Origin of the sequence: uncultured Algibacter sp. (assembly GCF_905480415.1) — a bacterium.
Taxonomy (GTDB): domain Bacteria; phylum Bacteroidota; class Bacteroidia; order Flavobacteriales; family Flavobacteriaceae; genus Algibacter_B.
Genome location: NZ_CAJQQI010000011.1, coordinates 1 through 18146, shown reverse-complemented (window position 1 = coordinate 18146; position 18146 = coordinate 1). Strand labels below are relative to the sequence as shown.

The following is an 18146-nucleotide window of genomic DNA, read 5'->3' as shown; positions in this document are numbered from 1 at the left end:
AAATTCAATTTCTAAATTCCAAAATTTAAAGGAGTTGAAATTTGAAATAATTTTCAAAATATTAGAATTTAATCCTCTACCTCATCTTCTTCTGGGATAATATTTATTGAAGGTTTTCTAAGCACTTGTTTGTTTGCGATGTTACGTTCTAGAGAAAGTAATAAAGAAGGTAAAAGCAGTAAATTAGATAACATAGCGAATAATAATGTGGCTGAAACTAAAGCTCCTAAAGCTACGGTGCCACCAAAACTTGAAATCGTAAATACGGAGAAACCAAAAAATAAAACAATAGAAGTGTAAAACATGCTTACACCAGTTTCGCGCAAAGCACCATAAACAGATACTTTAATTTTCCAATTATTAGCTTGAAGTTCTTGCCTGTATTTTGCTAAAAAGTGAATGGTATCATCAACAGATATACCAAAAGCAATACTAAATACTAAAATAGTGGAAGGTTTTATAGGAACTCCTAAATAACCCATTAAACCAGCCGTTACAAGAAGAGGTAATAAGTTTGGAATGAGGGATATGATTATCATTCTTCCAGACCTAAACAAATAAGCCATAAATAAAGCGATTAAAAATATGGCTAATGAGAGTGATATGACTAAGTTTTTAACAAGATATTTTGTTCCTTTTTGAAACACTAAAGCTTTACCCGTCATGGTTATGTCATAACTTTCCTTTGGAAAAACCTTGTCTATTTTTGTTTGAAGATTTTCTTCAATACGTTCCATCTTATCGGTACCTATATCTTTCATAAAGGTAGTAATACGAGCATATCGTCCAGTATTATCTACAAAGTTTTTTAGTAAGTCTACATCTGAAGATGAGTTTTTTGCATAGGATAAAATAAAACTATTTTCTTGTGAGGTTGGCAACTGATAAAATTTAGTGTTGCCGTTGTAATAGGCTTGTTTAGAATATTTAACCAAACTGACGACCGAAATGGGCTTTGAAAGCTCGGGAATTTCGATAATTAAATCTTCAAGAGCATCCATTCGCTTAAGCGTGGAAAGTTTCATTACACCCTTTTTACGCTTGGTATCGACCAGGATTTCTAATGGCATAATACCATTAAACTCCTCTTCAAAAAACCGAATATCGTTTACGAAGTCAGATTCTTGAGGCATATCTTCAATTAAGCTGCCAGATATTTTTATTTGATAAATCCCAATGATACTTACTACCAGTAAAACTAAAGAAGTTATATAGATAGCAATTCTTTTTTGCCTCACCATACGTTCCATCCAATTTACAAAACCACCAATCCAACGCTTATTTAAGTGTTCTAAGTGGCGGTCTTTCGGATATGGCATAAAGCTATATATGATGGGAATAATCAATAAACAGAGAATAAAAATGGCCAAAATGCTTAATGATGCCACAATACCAAACTCTTTTAAAAGTTTACTCTCGGTTAAAATAAATGTTGCAAAACCAGAAGCTGTAGTAACATTAGTCATCAGAGTCGCATTACCGATTTTTGTGATAACACGTTGTAATGATTTTACTTTATTGCCATGTAGTTTTACTTCATGTTGATATTTATTAATTAGAAAAATACAGTTTGGAATACCTATTACAATAATTAAAGGAGGAATTAGTGCGGTTAAAACACTTACTTCGTATTCTAACAGACCTATAATTCCCAAGGTCCACGCTACACCAATACAAACTACAATAAGCGAAATGAAAGTGGCTCTAAACGATCTAAAAAAGAAAAAGAAAATGATAGATGTTACGAGCAGCGCAGCAATAACAAATAAATTAATTTCGTCAACAATGTTTTGAGAGTTTAAAGTTCTGATATAAGGCATACCTGATACTCGGACGTCTAAATTATATTTATTTTCAAAAGTTTTAATCTTTGGTATTAAAACATCAACAACAAAATCTTTTCTTGCGGATGTATTTACAATGGCTTTATCCATGTAAATTGCTGTCCGTATTGTTTTTGTTTCTTTATTGAATAAGAAATTATCGTAAAAAGGGTATTTTTTGAAAAGCTCGTCTTGAAGTGTTTCGATTTGAGCTAAAGATGTAATGGAGTCTTTTATAAAAGGTTCTAAGTTGAACTTTTCATTTTTAGTGTCTTTTATTAATTTTTGAAGGTCTTTTATTGAAATTACTGTTTCAACTGCTTCATTGCTTTTGAAGTCTTCTGAAAGTTTATTCCAAGCATTTAATTTTTCTACCGTAAAAAGCGAGCTGTCTTTTACACCTAAAACAATAAGGTTTCCCTCTTCGCCAAAGGTTTTCAAAAAATTATTATAAGTAATATTTACTTCATGATCGTCTGGCAACATATTTGCCTCGCTATAGGCTAAACGCATGTTCTCCCATTGACGGCTAAAGAATATGGTAACCAAAAGAATACCAACAAGAATCAAAATTTTATTACGTAAAATTAATCTTGCGGTAACATCCCAAAAGTCTTTTGTAAAAAGTTTAAACATGTTTAGTTAAAAGATGGGCAAAGGTAGAAAAAACAAGTATAATACCTCATAATGAGACGTTAAATGTAAACTTTATTGCAACGTTATCACCAAATTCTGGTAAATGATAACCACCATATCGATAAGTAAAGCTTAAACCAAAACCAAATAGTAATTTATTAAGTTCAAAACCAGATTCTGTATAGCCTTTTTTTAATGAACCAAACGAAATGTTTTGATGCCTCTCAGGGTTATCCATATCTCCAAGAGCAAATCGGGTAATTAAAACCAATTGGGGTTTATATCGTACTGAAATATTAAAAGGTTTTATAAAGTGTTTTAGTTGAAACGTGGCAAATTTATCTGAAAAGAATTCATTAAAATACATGGTTTCAAAACTATTTAACCCAGCCACAGAAAAACGTTGCAATATCGTTTCTTTGTTAATATTGTTGGGATAGGCATGATATAAATGAGTAATAGGCGTATTTCCGTTAGCGATTCCAGAAACGATTGTGATTTTTGAAAACGAATCATCATCTTTTCCAATTTTATGAATGGTTCTAAAATCGAATTTTGAAAAACCAAAATTACTACCAAAAACATCATTAAAACTTTTGGTGTACTGAACTGTAAACTTAGGGTAACCATCTTTGGTTTCTTTAATTCCTTTTTCTGAAGATTCAAAGGTGCTAAATGGACTCCATTGAAAGGCCACTTTAGCCGTGCTTAAATGAAAAGAATTAGTAGTTGCATTGTCTAATACGTAGCTGTAACCATATGTAGGATCTATGTTACTTATTGCTAATTCTGTTTCAGATAACAAACTGGGTAAAAGTTGATGTTCTAATGTTATGGCTTTTGTAATGTGTTTGTGAAATAAATTAATATTCAATAAACGGGGTTCAAAAAACTGAAAAAACCGTTTGTCTGTTAGAAATTTTGTGCTCCCGGTTTCTTGTAAGTCATCTGTATAAGATAGGTTTATCCAAGTATTAGTTGTTTCGGCTAATCTAAAACCTCCTCCAATACTATATTTAAAACGATGGTCTCTAAAACCATATACTAGGTAGCTATTAATTCTATATTTTTCTGAAAAAGCAGAATTAGTAACGCCACCAAGACCGGTTCTTACGCCTTCATATTGGTTAAACTTTATTAAATATCGTAAATCTAGATTAAAATATTTTGAAGGAAGGAATCCATTTCCAATACTTTTTAATAGTTCCTTCTTTTTAATGGTATCTTGTCTAGGTTCTATGTCTTTTTCATGGAATGATTGTCCTTGCACTAAAGTTGTACAAATAATTAAAATAAAGAGACAACAACTTTTCAGCATTTTTAAAATTCTATAAACTAAATATTTATAAAAAAAAGCGACGAAAGTGTCGCTTTAAAACCAATTTATTTGGTAAGGTATTATACGGTCATGATTTCTTTTTCTTTACTATCGAAAAGATCATCGACTTTTTTAACGTACGAATCTGTCATTTGTTGCACATCTATTTCAGCATTTTTCTTTAAGTCTTCTGACACATCATCATTTTTTTTGATGTCGTTATTCGCATCTTTACGAGCGGTTCTAATACTTACTTTAGCATCTTCAGCTTCACTTTTAGCCTGTTTAGCAAGATCTTTACGGCGTTCTTCAGTTAATGGCGGAACATTAATAATAATTGTTTCACCATTGTTCATAGGATTAAATCCAAGATTTGCATAGGCAATACCACGTTCTATTTCTTGAAGCATGCTTTTTTCCCAAGGTTGTACTGTAATGGTTCTACCATCAGGGGTATTCACATTTGCAACTTGACTTAAAGGTGTTTGCGAGCCGTAGTAGTTTACCATAACGCTACCAAGCATTGCAGGACTAGCTTTACCTGCTCTTATGTTTACAAATTCTTTTTCAAGATGCTTTATGGCATTAACCATAGCTTCTTTTGTTGCATCTAATATAAATTGTATGTCTTCGTCCATTGTTTTAAACTTTTATTTCAAATTATATATATTGATTCAAAAATTACGCCAAGAATTATACGTTAACTACGGTTCCAATATTTTCTCCAGAAACCACTTTAAGTAGATTCCCTTTTTTATTCATATCAAAAACAATAATTGGCAATTTATTTTCTTGACTCAAAGTAAACGCTGTGGTATCCATTACTTTTAATCCTTTTCTTAATACATCATCAAATGATATTGAATTAAATTTAATAGCCTTATCGTCTTTTTCAGGGTCAGCATTATAAATCCCATCAACTCTAGTACCTTTTAAAATCACATCAGCTTCAATTTCTATAGCACGCAAAACAGCTGCAGAATCAGTAGTGAAATAAGGGTTTCCTGTTCCTCCACCAAAAATAACAACACGACCTTTTTCTAGATGACGCATCGCTCTTCTTCTTATAAAGGGTTCAGCTACCTCATTAATTTTTATCGCTGTTTGCAACCTTGTTGGAATATTAGCGTCTTCTAAGGCGCCTTGCAGTGCTAAACCGTTAATAACCGTAGCAAGCATACCCATATAATCTCCTTGAACACGATCCATACCTTTACTTGCTCCGGCAACACCTCTAAAAATATTTCCACCACCAATGACTATGGCAACTTCAATACCTTTATCTGTAATTGTTTTAATGTCTTGAGCATATTCTGCTAGTCGATCTGGGTCTATACCATATTGATGGTTTCCCATTAATGCTTCACCAGATAGTTTAAGGAGTATTCTTTTGTATTTCATGTGTTATTTACTGAGGTTGGACAAAGCTACACAATTTTTTTATTTTTTTATTTTATATGAAAGTCGAATTTTTGAATAAAAAAAACCACTACTCTTTTAAAGAATAGTGGTTTGAATTATATGTTATTTTTGCTTTCGCAATAATTTGTTATCCTACTGTAGCACGTTTGAAACCTGAGATTTCAACTTCACCGTAAGTAGAAACGTATGCTGCAACAGTTTGCTTATCATCTTTAATAAACTTTTGATCTAATAAACATTGTTCTTGATCTAAAGTTGTATTATCAGAAATAAAACGCTCCATTTTACCTGGTAAAATTCTATCCCAGATTTGTTCTGGTTTACCTTCAGCTTTTAATTCAGCTTTTGCAGCTTCTTCAGCTTCAGCTATAACTTCAGGAGTTAATTGAGCCATAGAAATATAACTAGGCACATTTTTAAGTGTTTTACCTAAACGCCCTAATTCAATATTATCTTTTTCAATCACTGCGATTCTTGCTTCAGTTTCTGATGCTACAAAAGCAGGATCAAAATCTTTGTAAGATAATGAAGTCGCTCCCATAGAAGCTACTTGCATTGCCACATCTTTAACTAAAACATCAGCGTTATCAACTTTTGCAGTTATTCCTACTAAGGCAGCAATTTTGTTGATATGAACATAAGAACCAACATAAGGAGCTTCTAATTTCTCAAAAGCAGTGATGTCTAATTTCTCACCAATAACCCCAGTCTGTTCAATTAATTTTTCAGCAACACTCATGCCACCACAATCAGCAGCTAAAAAGGCTTCTTTTGAGTTGGTGTTTAATGCAATGTCAGCCAACTCATTAGCTAATGCTATGAAGTTTTCGTTTTTACCAACAAAGTCTGTTTCACATCCTAAAACAATTGCAACACCTTCAGTTTGGTTTGCGTTAATTTTTGAGACAGCAGCACCTTCAGATGAATCTCTATCTGCTCTTTTTTCTGCTACTTTTTGTCCTTTTTTACGAAGAACTGCGATAGCTTTATCAAAATCGCCTTCAGCTTCAACTAAGGCTTTTTTGCAGTCCATCATACCTGCACCTGTAGCTTGTCTTAATTTATTTACTTCAGCGGCTGTTACTTTTACTGTAGTACTCATAGTTGTTGTAATTTAAAAAAGTCGTTCAATATGTTTTCAATGAAGAAAAGAACTAAACGACTTATTTGTGTTGTATTAATGTTTTTTATTCTTCTTCTTCAGCAGCAGCTTTTTTAGCTGGTGCAGCTTTAGCTTTAGGAGCAGCTTTTTCAACTACAACTTTAGCTTTTGGAGCCTCTTCTTTAGCTTCAGTTTTTACTTCAACTTTAGCTTTTGGAGCTTCTTCTTTAGGTGCGGCAGCCGCATCTTTTTCAGCTTTACGTTCTGCTAATCCGTCAGATATTGCAGATGTTACATGCGTTAAAATTTTATCTATCGATTTAGAAGCGTCATCATTTGCAGGGATAACATAATCTACTTGACGTGGATCTGAATTGGTATCAACCATTGCAAAAATTGGAATGTTTAATTTTTGAGCTTCTTTAATCGCGATATGCTCACGCTTAATATCTACAACAAATAAAGCACCTGGTAAACGAGTCATATCGTTAATAGAACCTAAGTTTTTTTCTAACTTCGCTCTTAAACGATCAACTTGTAAACGTTCTTTTTTAGATAATGTCATGAACGTACCGTCTTTCTTCATTCTATCAATAGTAGCCATTTTTTTAACAGCTTTTCTAATAGTAACAAAGTTAGTTAACATTCCACCTGGCCATCTTTCAGTGATGTAAGGCATATTAATGTTTCCAGCTTTTTCAGCAACAATATCTTTTGCTTGCTTTTTTGTTGCAACGAATAAAATTTTACGACCAGAAGCTGCAATCTTTGCTAATGCTGCTCCGGCTTCATCAATTTTAGCCGCTGTTTTGTAAAGGTTTATAATATGGATGCCATTACGCTCCATATATACGTAAGGAGCCATGTTTGGATCCCACTTACGTGTAAGGTGTCCGAAGTGTACACCTGCTTCAAGTAATTCTTTTACTTCTACTGCCATTTTGTAATAGTTTACGTTCTGTTGAATTAGCAATGATTAAGTGGTCATTTTTTAAAATTCGCCTTAACCATTTAGATGCTAAACTTTTAGTCCTGAACTCGTTTCAGGAACTTTTTAAATAATACTTTAATTTCGACAAGATTGAGAGAACTGATAAACAGATTCCCAATCAAGTTGAGGATATTAACGTTTAGAGAATTGAAATTTCTTACGAGCTTTCTTCTGACCGAATTTCTTACGTTCAACCATTCTTGGATCTCTTGTTAATAAACCTTCTGGTTTTAAGATTAATCTGTTTTCAGCATCAATCTCACACATTACGCGAGAAAGGGCTAAACGCACAGCTTCTGCTTGACCAGTAATACCACCTCCGAATACATTTACTGTAATATCAAAGTTGGCGTCATTGTTAGTCAAAACTAAAGGTTGTTTTACTTTGTACTGTAAAGTAGCAGTAGTAAAATAATTAGCTAAGTCTTTTTTATTGATTGTAATGTTACCTTTTCCTGGGGCAACATAAGCGCGCGCAACAGCCGTTTTTCTACGGCCGATTTTGTGAATTACATCCATTTATTTGAATTCGTTTAAGTTAATTGTTTTTGGTTTTTGAGCTGCATGAGCATGCTCTGTACCAACAACAACTGTTAGGTTACGGAATAAAGCGGCACCTAATTTGTTTTTAGGTAACATTCCTTTAACTGATTTTTCTACTACTCTTGCAGGATCTTTTCCATACAATTCTGTAGCAGTTAGACTTTTTTGACCTCCTGGATATCCGGTGTGACGAATGTATGACTTGTCAGTCCATTTGTTACCAGATAACGTGATTTTTTCTGCATTGATAACAATAACGTTATCTCCGCAATCAACATGAGGTGTGAAGTTTGGCTTGTGTTTACCTCTTATAAGTTTTGCAACTTTAGAAGCTAAACGACCAAGCGCCTGACCTTCAGCATCAACTAAAACCCACTGCTTATTTGCAGTAGCTTTGTTTGCTGAAATCGTTTTGTAGCTTAATGTGTCCACACTATGATTTTTTAATTATTAAACATTCCTCTCTCAAAAAGAGTTTGCAAATTTACGATAATCTATTGGATTACCAAACCTAGTTTAATGTTTTTTTGTAGTTGAAAATCAGGCAGCTGCAACTAGAAATATTTAACTGCTAAAGGTAGCGCGTTGCAACCTATCATTGATAGATTTTCCTAAGCCAAAATCCGGAAAACGTTCAGCAATAATTACATCGAGATTTTGATGATCTAAATCGTGCATGGCATCATAAAGTTTTGATGCGGCTTCTACCATATCACCATCTTTTGATAAGATGATTTGAGTTGTAATAGTCGGTTGTTTTAAATCTGATTTAAAAACAAGAATTCCAATGCGTTTACCTATGTGTTTTTTAATTTCTTCTAAAATAGTATCGGTTAGAAACGTTTGTGTTGATGGTGCATAATGTCTGTCTAACATCCCAGGTGCATCGGGACTGATTTCTTTACTGTTTTTGATCGTTACTTTGCCAACTACTGCTTCAATATCTTCTATAGCTAAAGCACCTAAACGATAAATGATAAGTTCATCATTTTCAAACCCAATAATAGTTGATTCTATTCCGCTAGAACAAACTCCACCATCTAACACTTGATCAATATCGTTTTTAAAATATCGGGCTACATGTTCTGGTTTTGTGGGACTAATGCTTCCAAATGGATTTGCACTTGGAGCAGCCAAAGGAAATGGTAATTGTCTTAAAAGTTTTAAAGTTATAGGATGGTTTGGAACGCGTACTGCGACCGTGTCTTTTCCTGCAGTAATTAAGTCTGGGATTATAGATTGCTTTTTAAGCACCAATGTCATTGCCCCAGGCCAAAAGGCTTTGGCTAATAATTTTGCTTTTTCAGGAACGTGACTTACAATATCTTCTAATTGCTTAACCGATGCAATATGAACGATAAGTGGATTAAAAAACGGACGTTTTTTAGTTTCGAAAATGCTTTTAATAGCCTTCTCGCTATATATGTTTCCGGCAAGGCCATAAACGGTTTCGGTAGGAATCGCTACAAGTTTGTCGGCCTTTAAAAGGGCAACCGCTTTTGATATGTCTTTTGAAATAATACTCATCGTTTGTGAAACAGTTTGTAAAATTACTTAAAAAAATGATGTGATTACTATTTGAAAGCTTAATCCTAGCAAGAATGGCCGTGTTAGAAATTAAAACTTTTAGATTGGTTTACTTACCTATCACAAACAAAAAATTGAAAATACGTGGTTGGGATGTGCTAGACTTGATTTTATTTAACTGTAATATTTATGTGGGTTATCCATCGTTGGGACCTAGAGAACTTTATAACGAGTAAGGACTTTTTGACATGTCTTTAGATACAATACTTAAGGTGTTATTTTTTAATAACTGATGAATATCATTTCTAATTTTAAAGTAGGAATATACTTTAGCTTTTAATTAATAAAATTGACACAATTAACTTTTAAATTAAAGAATTATGAAAAAATTTATACCTTTAATACTCGTAGTACAGATATGCTGTTTTTGCTCAAAATCCTATGGGCAAGTAGCCCAATTCCCTTATTTAGAAGGCTTTGAAAATGAAACTTTTGTGCAAGGCGAAAACCTATATTTTATAAATGATTGGTTTGGAAATTATGTTGATAATAGGAGGGTATTCCAAGAGAATATCAATTTAAGAACAGGTGCTTTTGCAATGGGACTATGGCCTGTTGCTGCCGAGGGTGAAGAAGAAGAAGAGATAGAGGTTTTTGCCCAAGTAGATCTTGACCTTACAGGACTTGAAAATGTTGTAACTAAATTTTGGGTAGCAACAGTGGCAACAGGCGAAATGAAACATGTTAAACTTTATTTAAAGTTGTCTGTTGATGGTGGGCTTACCTTTGGGCCAAAAATTTTAATGGGTACAGATGAGCGTGGATTTCAAAATATTGATACTGTATATAAAGAATTTACACATGCCTTTCACCCTAATGCCTTTTCTAATCCTGATGTTGTATTGCAATTCATGGCTAAATCTGGAGCGAAAAAAGGAACAGCAGCAAAAATTCTCATTGATGATATTACTATATATGCAGAAGACGAAGATATATTTCCACCTCTAGCCTTAGAACCATCCGTAATAAATGTGAATGAAATTGATATCCTTTTTAGTGAACCAATAGATGAATCAGCATTGGATCCGACAAACTATACTTTTATAGATGCATCCCCTTTTGTGGATTCAATTACACTTACAGATTCAGATTTAGTTAGATTAAACTTATCTACACCAATAAGTATTGGTAAATACTATGATCTTGAAATTGCCAATATTAAAGATTTAGTAGGCAATACTATGGTAACGAGTATTGCTGAATTAATTTACAATCCTCTTACTGAAGGGTTAGTTATTACAGAGATTATGTATGATGAACCTCCTGTTGAACAGAATGATGATCTCGAATTTATAGAGCTATATAATGTTACTGATCTACCTATCGAATTGGGGGGTCTTAGAATAAAAGGCGGTATAGCCAGTGGAAAATTACCAGAATACACCTTGCAGCCAGGCGATTATTGGATTACAGCTAAAAATACGACTGTATTTAACTCTTTTTTTGGAGTAAATGCCTATAAATGGATAGGAGCTAACCTAAGTAATGACGAAGCCGAATTGATTTATATTCAAAATACAGATCATCATTCTGGAGTGATGGTAGATTCAGTAACCTATACCATAGGTTTACCATGGCCAGAAGGTGCAGCAGGTCAAGGGTATTCCATGGAACTTATTGACCCTTTATCAGATAACAGTAATCCAGTAAATTGGAAAAATTCTAGTAATTATTTTGGTAATTATAAAGGATATGATATTTATGCTAGTCCGGGATCTGCAACTCTTGGTACTGAAGATAAGCTTTCACAAAATGTTTTGAAGCTTTATCCAAATCCAGTAACAAATGGCATCCTTAATATTGAAAGTACAACGGGAAATTTAGTAATTATATATAATGCTTTGGGTCAAAAAGTCTTTTCAACTAAAGTAGATGATTCATATAATATTCAAACATTTAATTTAAGCGGATGGCAGTCAGGTGTGTATTTTGTACAAATTAGTGATGGGAGAAATACGTCTATAAAAAAATTGATTTTAAGGTAATGCATTAAAAAAACCATAAAAATGTAATTAATATATAAAATCTGAATAAATCCTGATAGTATTAAATCTATCAGGATTTATTTTATTAAAGTGTAAAAAGAAGTATTTAAGCGAAACATATATAATTAAAGTTAACTGAGCGAGTCTAAAAAAATGATATACTTGTATTAATCGAAGTTTACGAGACGAAACACATATAGAATTTATAGAGAAGTAATAAAACCAGTTTCTTTAGATAAATAAGAGTAATAATTAAATTTTTACCCCATTCAAAATAATGCTATTATTTCTTTTGTAGTATCATATTATCCTCATAAAATTTAAAAATATCAATGTGCTAATTTTAAAAACACAAAAGATGAACACTATTTAATATTTAGTTAATTCTAAAAGTAAATCTAATATCTTTTAAAACAAAAAGGGTGTGAAAACCCCAGTTGAAACTGATGGATATCATTTGTAATACAACAAATGGAAATTACTTTAGTTACATATTAATTTTAAATAATAAATACCATGAAAACATTAATTTTATTAGGAGCGTTGGCTATTATAGGAACTACAACTCTATCCGCACAGGACAAAATTCAAGATAGAGATCAGGATCGTGTTATGTTAGTTGATGGAGACGTGTTACAAATTAAAGACCAGGACCAAATTCGACTCAAGGACAAAATAGTATTAAATGATGGCACTACGGTAAACCCGGATGGATCGTATATGACTAGAGATCGTGATAGATTGCGTTTAAAAGATGGTGAATGCTTAGATAATGATGGCGTAAAATATAGAAATGAATACCAATATCGCTACAAAGTGCAGCAGGAGAATAAAGGGTTGTCACAAAGTCAAATTCAAGAACGTAACCAAAATAGATATCAAATTATGGTTATGGATGGTGAAGCTTATCAAATTAAAAACCAATCACAAAATCAGATTCGTGAACAATTAAAACTGAATAATGGCACAACAGTTAATCCAGACGGAACATATCAAACACGAGATCGTAAACAATTACGTTTGCAAGATGGTGAATGTTTAAATATGGTTGGTGACATGTATAAAAATACGTTTCAGTATAGAAAAATGATTAATAAAAAATTTATAAAGAAAAATAAAATTCAGAAAAAACCTCAAATTAAGAAACAGAAATCAAAAAAACCTGTTTATTAAACTAATAACTAAAAAGGGTTTTTTTTACTAAAAACCCTTTTTTAATAACTATATACCATGAAATCTTATAACTATAAATTAAGTAGCCTGCTGTTGATTCTTATATGCAATTATACAGTTTTTGGGCAAAACACATCAGATTCAGTTGAGCAGAGCCAAATGGAAGATCCATCTTATGTTTCTATAGCTGTAAATTTCATGAATGATGCGGTTTATTTAGGTAGAAAAGATTCCATTTCTGCTCCATATTTATATCCTTCTATTACTTATTTCAATAAAACGGGTCTTTATGCAACTGGGTCCTTTTCATTCCTTACTAAGTCAAATGAAAGTAGGATTGATTTATTTTTAGGCACCATTGGGTATGAAATTAATTCTAAAAAATTTAGTGGCGATATATCATTCACAAAATACTTTTTTAACACAGATAGTTATAATGTAATTTCTGAAGTCGAAGCAGATTTAACAGGTACCTTAGGTTATGATTTTGATGTTTTTAATTTAAACCTATCATTAACCAATTTTTTTAATGAAAACAGCACTTCAGATATCTTTTTATCTTCTGAAATAAGTCACGATTTTGTTTCTACAGATAGAAAGTTTCAAATCTCTCCTACTATGGGGGTTTTCTTAGGTTCTCAGAATTTCTATAAAGAATACTATGTATACAATAGGTTTGGCAGCGAAAGAAGCACAGGGTCAGGTCAAGGGTCAGGTCAAGGTACTGGAAGCACGGCAGATCCTATTGAAACAACTACAACCACTGTAGTGCTTGAGGAAAGTGAAAAGTTTGACCTTATGGCAGTAGAATTTAGTATTCCTATTTGGTATATGGCGAAGCCTTTTACTGTGTCATTTTTACCCGTTTTAGTAGTTCCGCAAAATCCAGCAACTTTAACTGTAGATTCGGCCATCTATGAAGAGGATTTGGAAAACACCTTCTATTGGATGGTAGGCGTTAGTTATAGATTTTAAAAAAAAAACATACGCTTAATTAAAATAGGAGATGGTTACATATAAGGTGTTTAAAACACCTTATATGTTTAAAAGCACATAAACGTCTTCCTGTTTAAAACTCCTCATGTATTCTAAATTGAGATTTTGTTGTTTATGAGCTATTTAATACGTTTTACTTTATTTATATAAATGATTTATATCAGTTATCTCTTAAATCTGATAGGTATCATTGACATCTTAAAACTGATAGGTATCATTTCCTTCTCCTATTAAGATTTATAAGTTTATTTAGTTTTTAAAAGTTAAGTTTTCAACTTACGAAACGCTTAACATTTAAAAACATTAACTAATTGTTTAATTAAATCATGTAATCATGAAAAAATTAATTACTTATTTACGGATAATGGTTTTTTTACCATTTATATTTATTTGTTCTAGTCAGACTATGAACGCGCAAGGTAACGGTGGTGGCGGTAACGGCGGCGGTGGCGGCGGCAATGGTGGCGGCGGCCATAATGGCGGCGGCGGCGACGACGGTGAAATAGGGGGAAATAACCTATCATTTCCAGTTATTTTTGCAGATGGAGGATCTAAAGTGTTACCCGGCACATTAGAAGCCTATTCACTAGAAGGAGTATGGTGGTATGTGTGGGGTGAAGATCCTGTTGACCCAGATTCACCACTTTATAGTTGTGAACCGCTAGATAATAATAGTGGTAAATGTATGGATGGCAAAGAACCTGGTGATGGAACCTCGGAGGTGTATAAAGCTTATATACAAAAAGATTTAAAGAATGTTTGGCAAGCCCACAATGCTCCCGTACCAGCTGGAGAAACTCTAAATGTTGATTGGGTTGACTGGGGTGATAACCTAGAATCTTTAGCCTGGAAAATTAATTCGAAGGTAAGAACAGAAATAGTTTTATTGCAAGATATAGATTCTGTAACTCAATTTAGTATGAGACATGTTGATAGTTGGGGTATAGATGAGGTTCATGGTTTACAAACTACACTTGATGATGAGCCTGTATACGCTGCAGGAACTCAAGCTACTATTTTTACTCCAAAGGCCAGATTAACTATGCAAAAATTGAATTACACAAGTTCAAATATTGATCCGTCTAGACTTATCTGGGTACCAGAAACTGGATGGACAGAAGCAGAAGGTGAAAATGTTGATATTATAAATGAGCCTATATTAAATCAGGCCATTTCTGAAGCTGGAACTGGTCCTGACTTCTTTAATGCCGAAATTAATGTAAAAGGTAAAATAATGTTTGGATATACGTGGGACGTGGGTAGTAAGAATCAAGGAGAAGGTTACTACAGATTGACGTTTAGTTTTGATGAAGGTGATGAAGCAATAGGAACTGCTAAATTTGATGAATTTACCCAAATAATAGTAGCAGAAGAGGAAGAGGGAGAAGACCACGAAATAGCAAAAACTACTGAAATTACCGAGGAAGGGGGGCCTGGTAGTGGCGGCGTTCCAGTGATGGATCCATCTAATAATTTAACCTATATAGATGTGCTTATTGGAGAAGATATGAGTGATTATCTTCCTTGGGTAGCAGTAACAGGTCTTGAACTTATTGATGCAGTTAATGATGTGTCTCTTGGTTCACTTACAGATGGGATGTGGATAGATATCAATGAAGTTCCTATATCAAATCTTAGTGTTGAAGCAATAGCAACAAGTGATGTTGGTAGTGTTAAATTCGAACTAAGCGGAGAGCATTCTACGTCAAGTAGCGAAAATATTGAGCCTTATACGCTTTATGGTCACACAAATGGTGATTATTCTGGAAAGGACTTTACAAAAGGAAATTATAACTTAACTGTGACACCTTATGCTGAGGATGATTTGACTGGTGAAATAGGAATACCAATTACAGTTTCATTTGAAATGGTATCCGAACCACCTGAAGGCGCAGGAAATAACTTATCCTTCCCAGTAATTTGGGCCGATGGCGGTTCTAAAGCATTACGTGGTACTATGGGAGATTATACAATTAATGGTGAATGGTGGTATGTTTGGGGCGAAGACCCTATTGACCCACAAGCAACACTATATAGTTGTAAACCATCAGACAATAACCCAAATAAATGTGAAGATAATTCAGAACCTGGTGATGGAGTCTCTGAAGTATATAAAGCTTACATACAAAAAGATGCAGACAATACCTGGCAAGCTTATAATGCAGCGGTTCCAGCAGGGGACACTATATATATTAATTGGGTTGATTGGGGCGATAATCTTGAATCTGTACCTTGGGATATCGGTAAGAAGGTAAGAACTGAAGTGGTTTTAGTGCAAGACATAGATTCTGTAACGCAATTTAGTATGAGACATGTTGATAGTTGGGGTATAGATGAGGTTCATGGATTACAAACAACACGTGACGATGAAGTAGTTTATGGTTTAGGAACTCAAGCTACTGTTTATACTCCAAATGCCAGATTAACAATTCAAAAATTAAATTTTACAAGAGAAAGCATTCCTGCTTCAAGACTTTCTTGGTTAGCTGCTGAAAAAAAATGGACAGAAGCAAACCCGGAGGATGTTAACATTATAAATGAACCAATATTAAATCAGGCTGTTTCTGAAGCTTCAGACGGAAGTGGATATTTCAATGCTGAAGTTAATGTAAAAGGTAAAATAATGTTTGGATATACATGGGACGTGGACAATAAGAATGAAGGAGAAGGAAGCTACAGATTAACATTTAGTTTTGATGAAGGTACTGAAGGAATAGGTACCGCTAGATTTGATGAGTTTACTCAACTTGTTGTACCTATTGAAGAAGATACTACTGAAGAAGGTAAAACCGCTGAGGACGGCCCTGGTGGTGGTGCTGGTGGGATAATGGATTCAACTAATAATCTTACTTATATTGATGTACTTATTGGAGAACCAGGAATAACATTAAGTACAAAAAGCACAGAAAATTCTAAAGTTGTACCTTTCAATATATATCCAAATCCAACAACTGGAATTATTAACATAAAAAACACAACCGGTAATTTGGTGAATGTTTTTGATGTACTAGGTCATAAAGTATTTACAGCTAAATTAGATGGCTCATCTAATACTAAAACATTGGATTTAAGCGCATTGCAAGCAGGTTTGTATTTTGTGAAAATTAGCGACGGTAGAAATGCTTCCGTGAAAAAAATAATTTTAAAATAGTAGGTTAATAAGATTATAAAACCTTAATAAATCCTGATAGTTTTAAAACTATCAGGATTTATGTATTTAAACACAGCATAAAAGTTAGAGGGCCTAGAGAAGTTGTTTGCGAAATAACACGTTAAAATTAAGTTTGCAAGACCCTTTAAAATGATGTGCATAGTATGTTATATGGCTATGTAGTTTAATTAAAAAACTCATAATTAACCATTGCATCTGCGTTAGGGATTGCAGTGAAAAGCCCACAACGAGGTACGAGCGAGGACTTGAAAGGTAAAGCCCGACCCTTGGGGAACGCCCAAAATAAAAAACTACTCTTTTCACTAAACTTATTATAACTGCATAAGAGGCAATTTTTGTCTATTTTTGCAGCGCTATGCAAGAATTACAACTTTCAGATTGGTTACCTACCACAAACAAAGAGGTGAAAATACGCGGTTGGGATGAACTGGACGTTATTTTATTTAGTGGTGATGCCTACGTGGATCATCCATCGTTTGGACCTGCAGTTATTGGGCGAATTTTAGAAAGTTATGGTTTACGTGTTGCCATTGTACCACAACCTAATGTTAAAGACAATCTTCAGGATTTTGTAAAAATGGGTAAGCCAAAATTGTTTTTTGGTGTTACTGGTGGTTGTATGGACCCGATGCTTAGCAATTATAATGCGAATAAAAAGCGAAGAGATAAGGATGCCTATACACCTAATGGTGATATTGGTTTTAGACCAGATTACGCCACTACGGTTTACTCGAATATTTTAAAAGATAAATGGCCAGATACACCTATTTTAATTGGTGGTATTGAGGCATCATTGCGTCGTGTGACGCATTACGATTATTGGAGTGATAAGCTGATGCCTTCTATTTTAGAAACATCAAAAGCAGATATGTTAGTTTATGGTATGGGCGAACAACCCTTGCGCGAAGTGGTGCGTTTAATGCAAAAAGGGGTGCCTTTTTCTAGTATTACGACGATTAAACAAACGGCTGTTTTATTGGATGCTGGTGCAAAAATCCCAAAAAATAGTAATTGGGAAGATGTTGAAATAGCATCGCATGAAGTTTGTTTAACGGATAAGAAAAAATATGCGTCTAACTTTAAGGTTATAGAACAAGAATCTAATAAGTTAGCGGCAAGACGTATTTTTCAGAAAGTTGGCGATAAAACGTTGATGATTAATCCGCCTTGTTCTACGATGACGGAAGCTGAAATTGATGCGTCTTTTGAGTTGCCATACACTAGAATGCCTCACCCAAAATATAATAAGCGTGGACCTATTCCGGCTTATGAAATGATTAAGTTTTCTATTAATATACATCGTGGGTGTTTTGGTGGTTGTAGTTTCTGTACGATTTCTGCACACCAAGGCAAGTTTATTGCGTCTCGTAGTCAGGAATCTGTATTAAGAGAAGTGGA

Annotated in this window: 14 protein-coding genes; 5 read left to right on the top strand and 9 right to left on the bottom strand. The window is 33.6% G+C overall.

Annotation, left to right across the window (positions count from 1 at the left end):
* Nucleotides 1–68: 68 nt before the first annotated feature.
* The 9 genes from QZ260_RS00930 to QZ260_RS00890 all read right to left on the bottom strand — a co-directional run bounded on the left by QZ260_RS00930 (nt 69) and on the right by QZ260_RS00890 (nt 9362).
* Nucleotides 69–2459 carry an efflux RND transporter permease subunit gene (locus tag QZ260_RS00930; RefSeq protein ID WP_295981726.1) on the bottom strand — a complete coding sequence of 797 codons (2391 nt, stop codon included), beginning with the start codon at nt 2457–2459 and terminating at the stop codon, nt 69–71.
* Nucleotides 2460–2505: 46 nt separating this feature from the next.
* Nucleotides 2506–3777 carry a hypothetical protein gene (locus QZ260_RS00925; RefSeq protein WP_295981723.1) on the bottom strand — a complete coding sequence of 424 codons (1272 nt, stop codon included), beginning with the start codon at nt 3775–3777 and terminating at the stop codon, nt 2506–2508.
* Nucleotides 3778–3857: 80 nt separating this feature from the next.
* A complete protein-coding gene (frr, locus tag QZ260_RS00920; protein WP_295981720.1) occupies nt 3858–4415 on the bottom strand; it encodes a ribosome recycling factor in 558 nt (185 codons plus the stop codon).
* A 55-nt stretch (nt 4416–4470) separates the two neighbouring features.
* The gene (gene pyrH, locus QZ260_RS00915) at nt 4471–5178 is read right to left on the bottom strand and encodes a UMP kinase (protein ID WP_295981717.1); all 708 of its coding nucleotides are present in this window, start codon (nt 5176–5178) and stop codon (nt 4471–4473) included.
* A 148-nt stretch (nt 5179–5326) separates the two neighbouring features.
* Nucleotides 5327–6301: a translation elongation factor Ts gene (gene tsf / locus QZ260_RS00910; RefSeq protein WP_295981713.1), complete on the bottom strand. Its 975-nt coding sequence runs from the start codon at nt 6299–6301 to the stop codon at nt 5327–5329.
* Between the two features lie 85 nt (nt 6302–6386).
* Entirely contained in the window at nt 6387–7241 is an 855-nt protein-coding gene (rpsB, locus tag QZ260_RS00905; RefSeq protein WP_295981711.1) for a 30S ribosomal protein S2, read from the bottom strand.
* A gap of 183 nt (nt 7242–7424) precedes the next feature.
* Entirely contained in the window at nt 7425–7811 is a 387-nt protein-coding gene (gene rpsI, locus QZ260_RS00900; protein WP_271560375.1) for a 30S ribosomal protein S9, read from the bottom strand.
* The gene (rplM, locus tag QZ260_RS00895) at nt 7812–8267 is read right to left on the bottom strand and encodes a 50S ribosomal protein L13 (RefSeq protein WP_295981707.1); all 456 of its coding nucleotides are present in this window, start codon (nt 8265–8267) and stop codon (nt 7812–7814) included.
* A 132-nt stretch (nt 8268–8399) separates the two neighbouring features.
* Nucleotides 8400–9362, bottom strand: a complete 963-nt coding sequence (locus QZ260_RS00890; protein ID WP_295981706.1) for an L-threonylcarbamoyladenylate synthase — start codon at nt 9360–9362, stop codon at nt 8400–8402.
* Nucleotides 9363–9742: 380 nt separating this feature from the next.
* Here QZ260_RS00890 and QZ260_RS00885 point away from each other — a divergent pair, with 380 nt between their 5' ends.
* The 5 genes from QZ260_RS00885 to QZ260_RS00865 form a co-directional block, all read left to right on the top strand.
* Nucleotides 9743–11407 carry a T9SS type A sorting domain-containing protein gene (locus QZ260_RS00885; RefSeq protein WP_295981704.1) on the top strand — a complete coding sequence of 555 codons (1665 nt, stop codon included), beginning with the start codon at nt 9743–9745 and terminating at the stop codon, nt 11405–11407.
* 516 nt (nt 11408–11923) lie between these two features.
* Entirely contained in the window at nt 11924–12580 is a 657-nt protein-coding gene (locus QZ260_RS00880; RefSeq protein ID WP_295981703.1) for a DUF6799 domain-containing protein, read from the top strand.
* Between the two features lie 57 nt (nt 12581–12637).
* Nucleotides 12638–13555 (top strand): hypothetical protein, encoded by a 918-nt coding sequence (locus QZ260_RS00875; RefSeq protein WP_295981701.1) that lies wholly within the window; start codon nt 12638–12640, stop codon nt 13553–13555.
* A 355-nt stretch (nt 13556–13910) separates the two neighbouring features.
* On the top strand, nt 13911–16727 hold the full coding sequence (locus QZ260_RS00870; protein WP_295981699.1) for a T9SS type A sorting domain-containing protein: 2817 nt from the start codon (nt 13911–13913) through the stop codon (nt 16725–16727).
* 376 nt (nt 16728–17103) lie between these two features.
* A partial coding sequence (locus tag QZ260_RS00865) for a YgiQ family radical SAM protein (protein WP_295981694.1) occupies nt 17104–18146 on the top strand: 1043 nt, incomplete at its 3' end.

Coding starts and splice junctions, on each gene's coding strand:
- QZ260_RS00930 (WP_295981726.1), bottom strand. CDS start 2,459: ATGTTTAAACTTTTTACAAAAGACTTTTGGGATGTTACCGCAAGATTA.
- QZ260_RS00925 (WP_295981723.1), bottom strand. CDS start 3,777: ATGCTGAAAAGTTGTTGTCTCTTTATTTTAATTATTTGTACAACTTTA.
- frr (WP_295981720.1), bottom strand. CDS start 4,415: ATGGACGAAGACATACAATTTATATTAGATGCAACAAAAGAAGCTATG.
- pyrH (WP_295981717.1), bottom strand. CDS start 5,178: ATGAAATACAAAAGAATACTCCTTAAACTATCTGGTGAAGCATTAATG.
- tsf (WP_295981713.1), bottom strand. CDS start 6,301: ATGAGTACTACAGTAAAAGTAACAGCCGCTGAAGTAAATAAATTAAGA.
- rpsB (WP_295981711.1), bottom strand. CDS start 7,241: ATGGCAGTAGAAGTAAAAGAATTACTTGAAGCAGGTGTACACTTCGGA.
- rpsI (WP_271560375.1), bottom strand. CDS start 7,811: ATGGATGTAATTCACAAAATCGGCCGTAGAAAAACGGCTGTTGCGCGC.
- QZ260_RS00890 (WP_295981706.1), bottom strand. CDS start 9,362: ATGAGTATTATTTCAAAAGACATATCAAAAGCGGTTGCCCTTTTAAAG.
- QZ260_RS00885 (WP_295981704.1), top strand. CDS start 9,743: ATGAAAAAATTTATACCTTTAATACTCGTAGTACAGATATGCTGTTTT.
- QZ260_RS00880 (WP_295981703.1), top strand. CDS start 11,924: ATGAAAACATTAATTTTATTAGGAGCGTTGGCTATTATAGGAACTACA.
- QZ260_RS00875 (WP_295981701.1), top strand. CDS start 12,638: ATGAAATCTTATAACTATAAATTAAGTAGCCTGCTGTTGATTCTTATA.
- QZ260_RS00870 (WP_295981699.1), top strand. CDS start 13,911: ATGAAAAAATTAATTACTTATTTACGGATAATGGTTTTTTTACCATTT.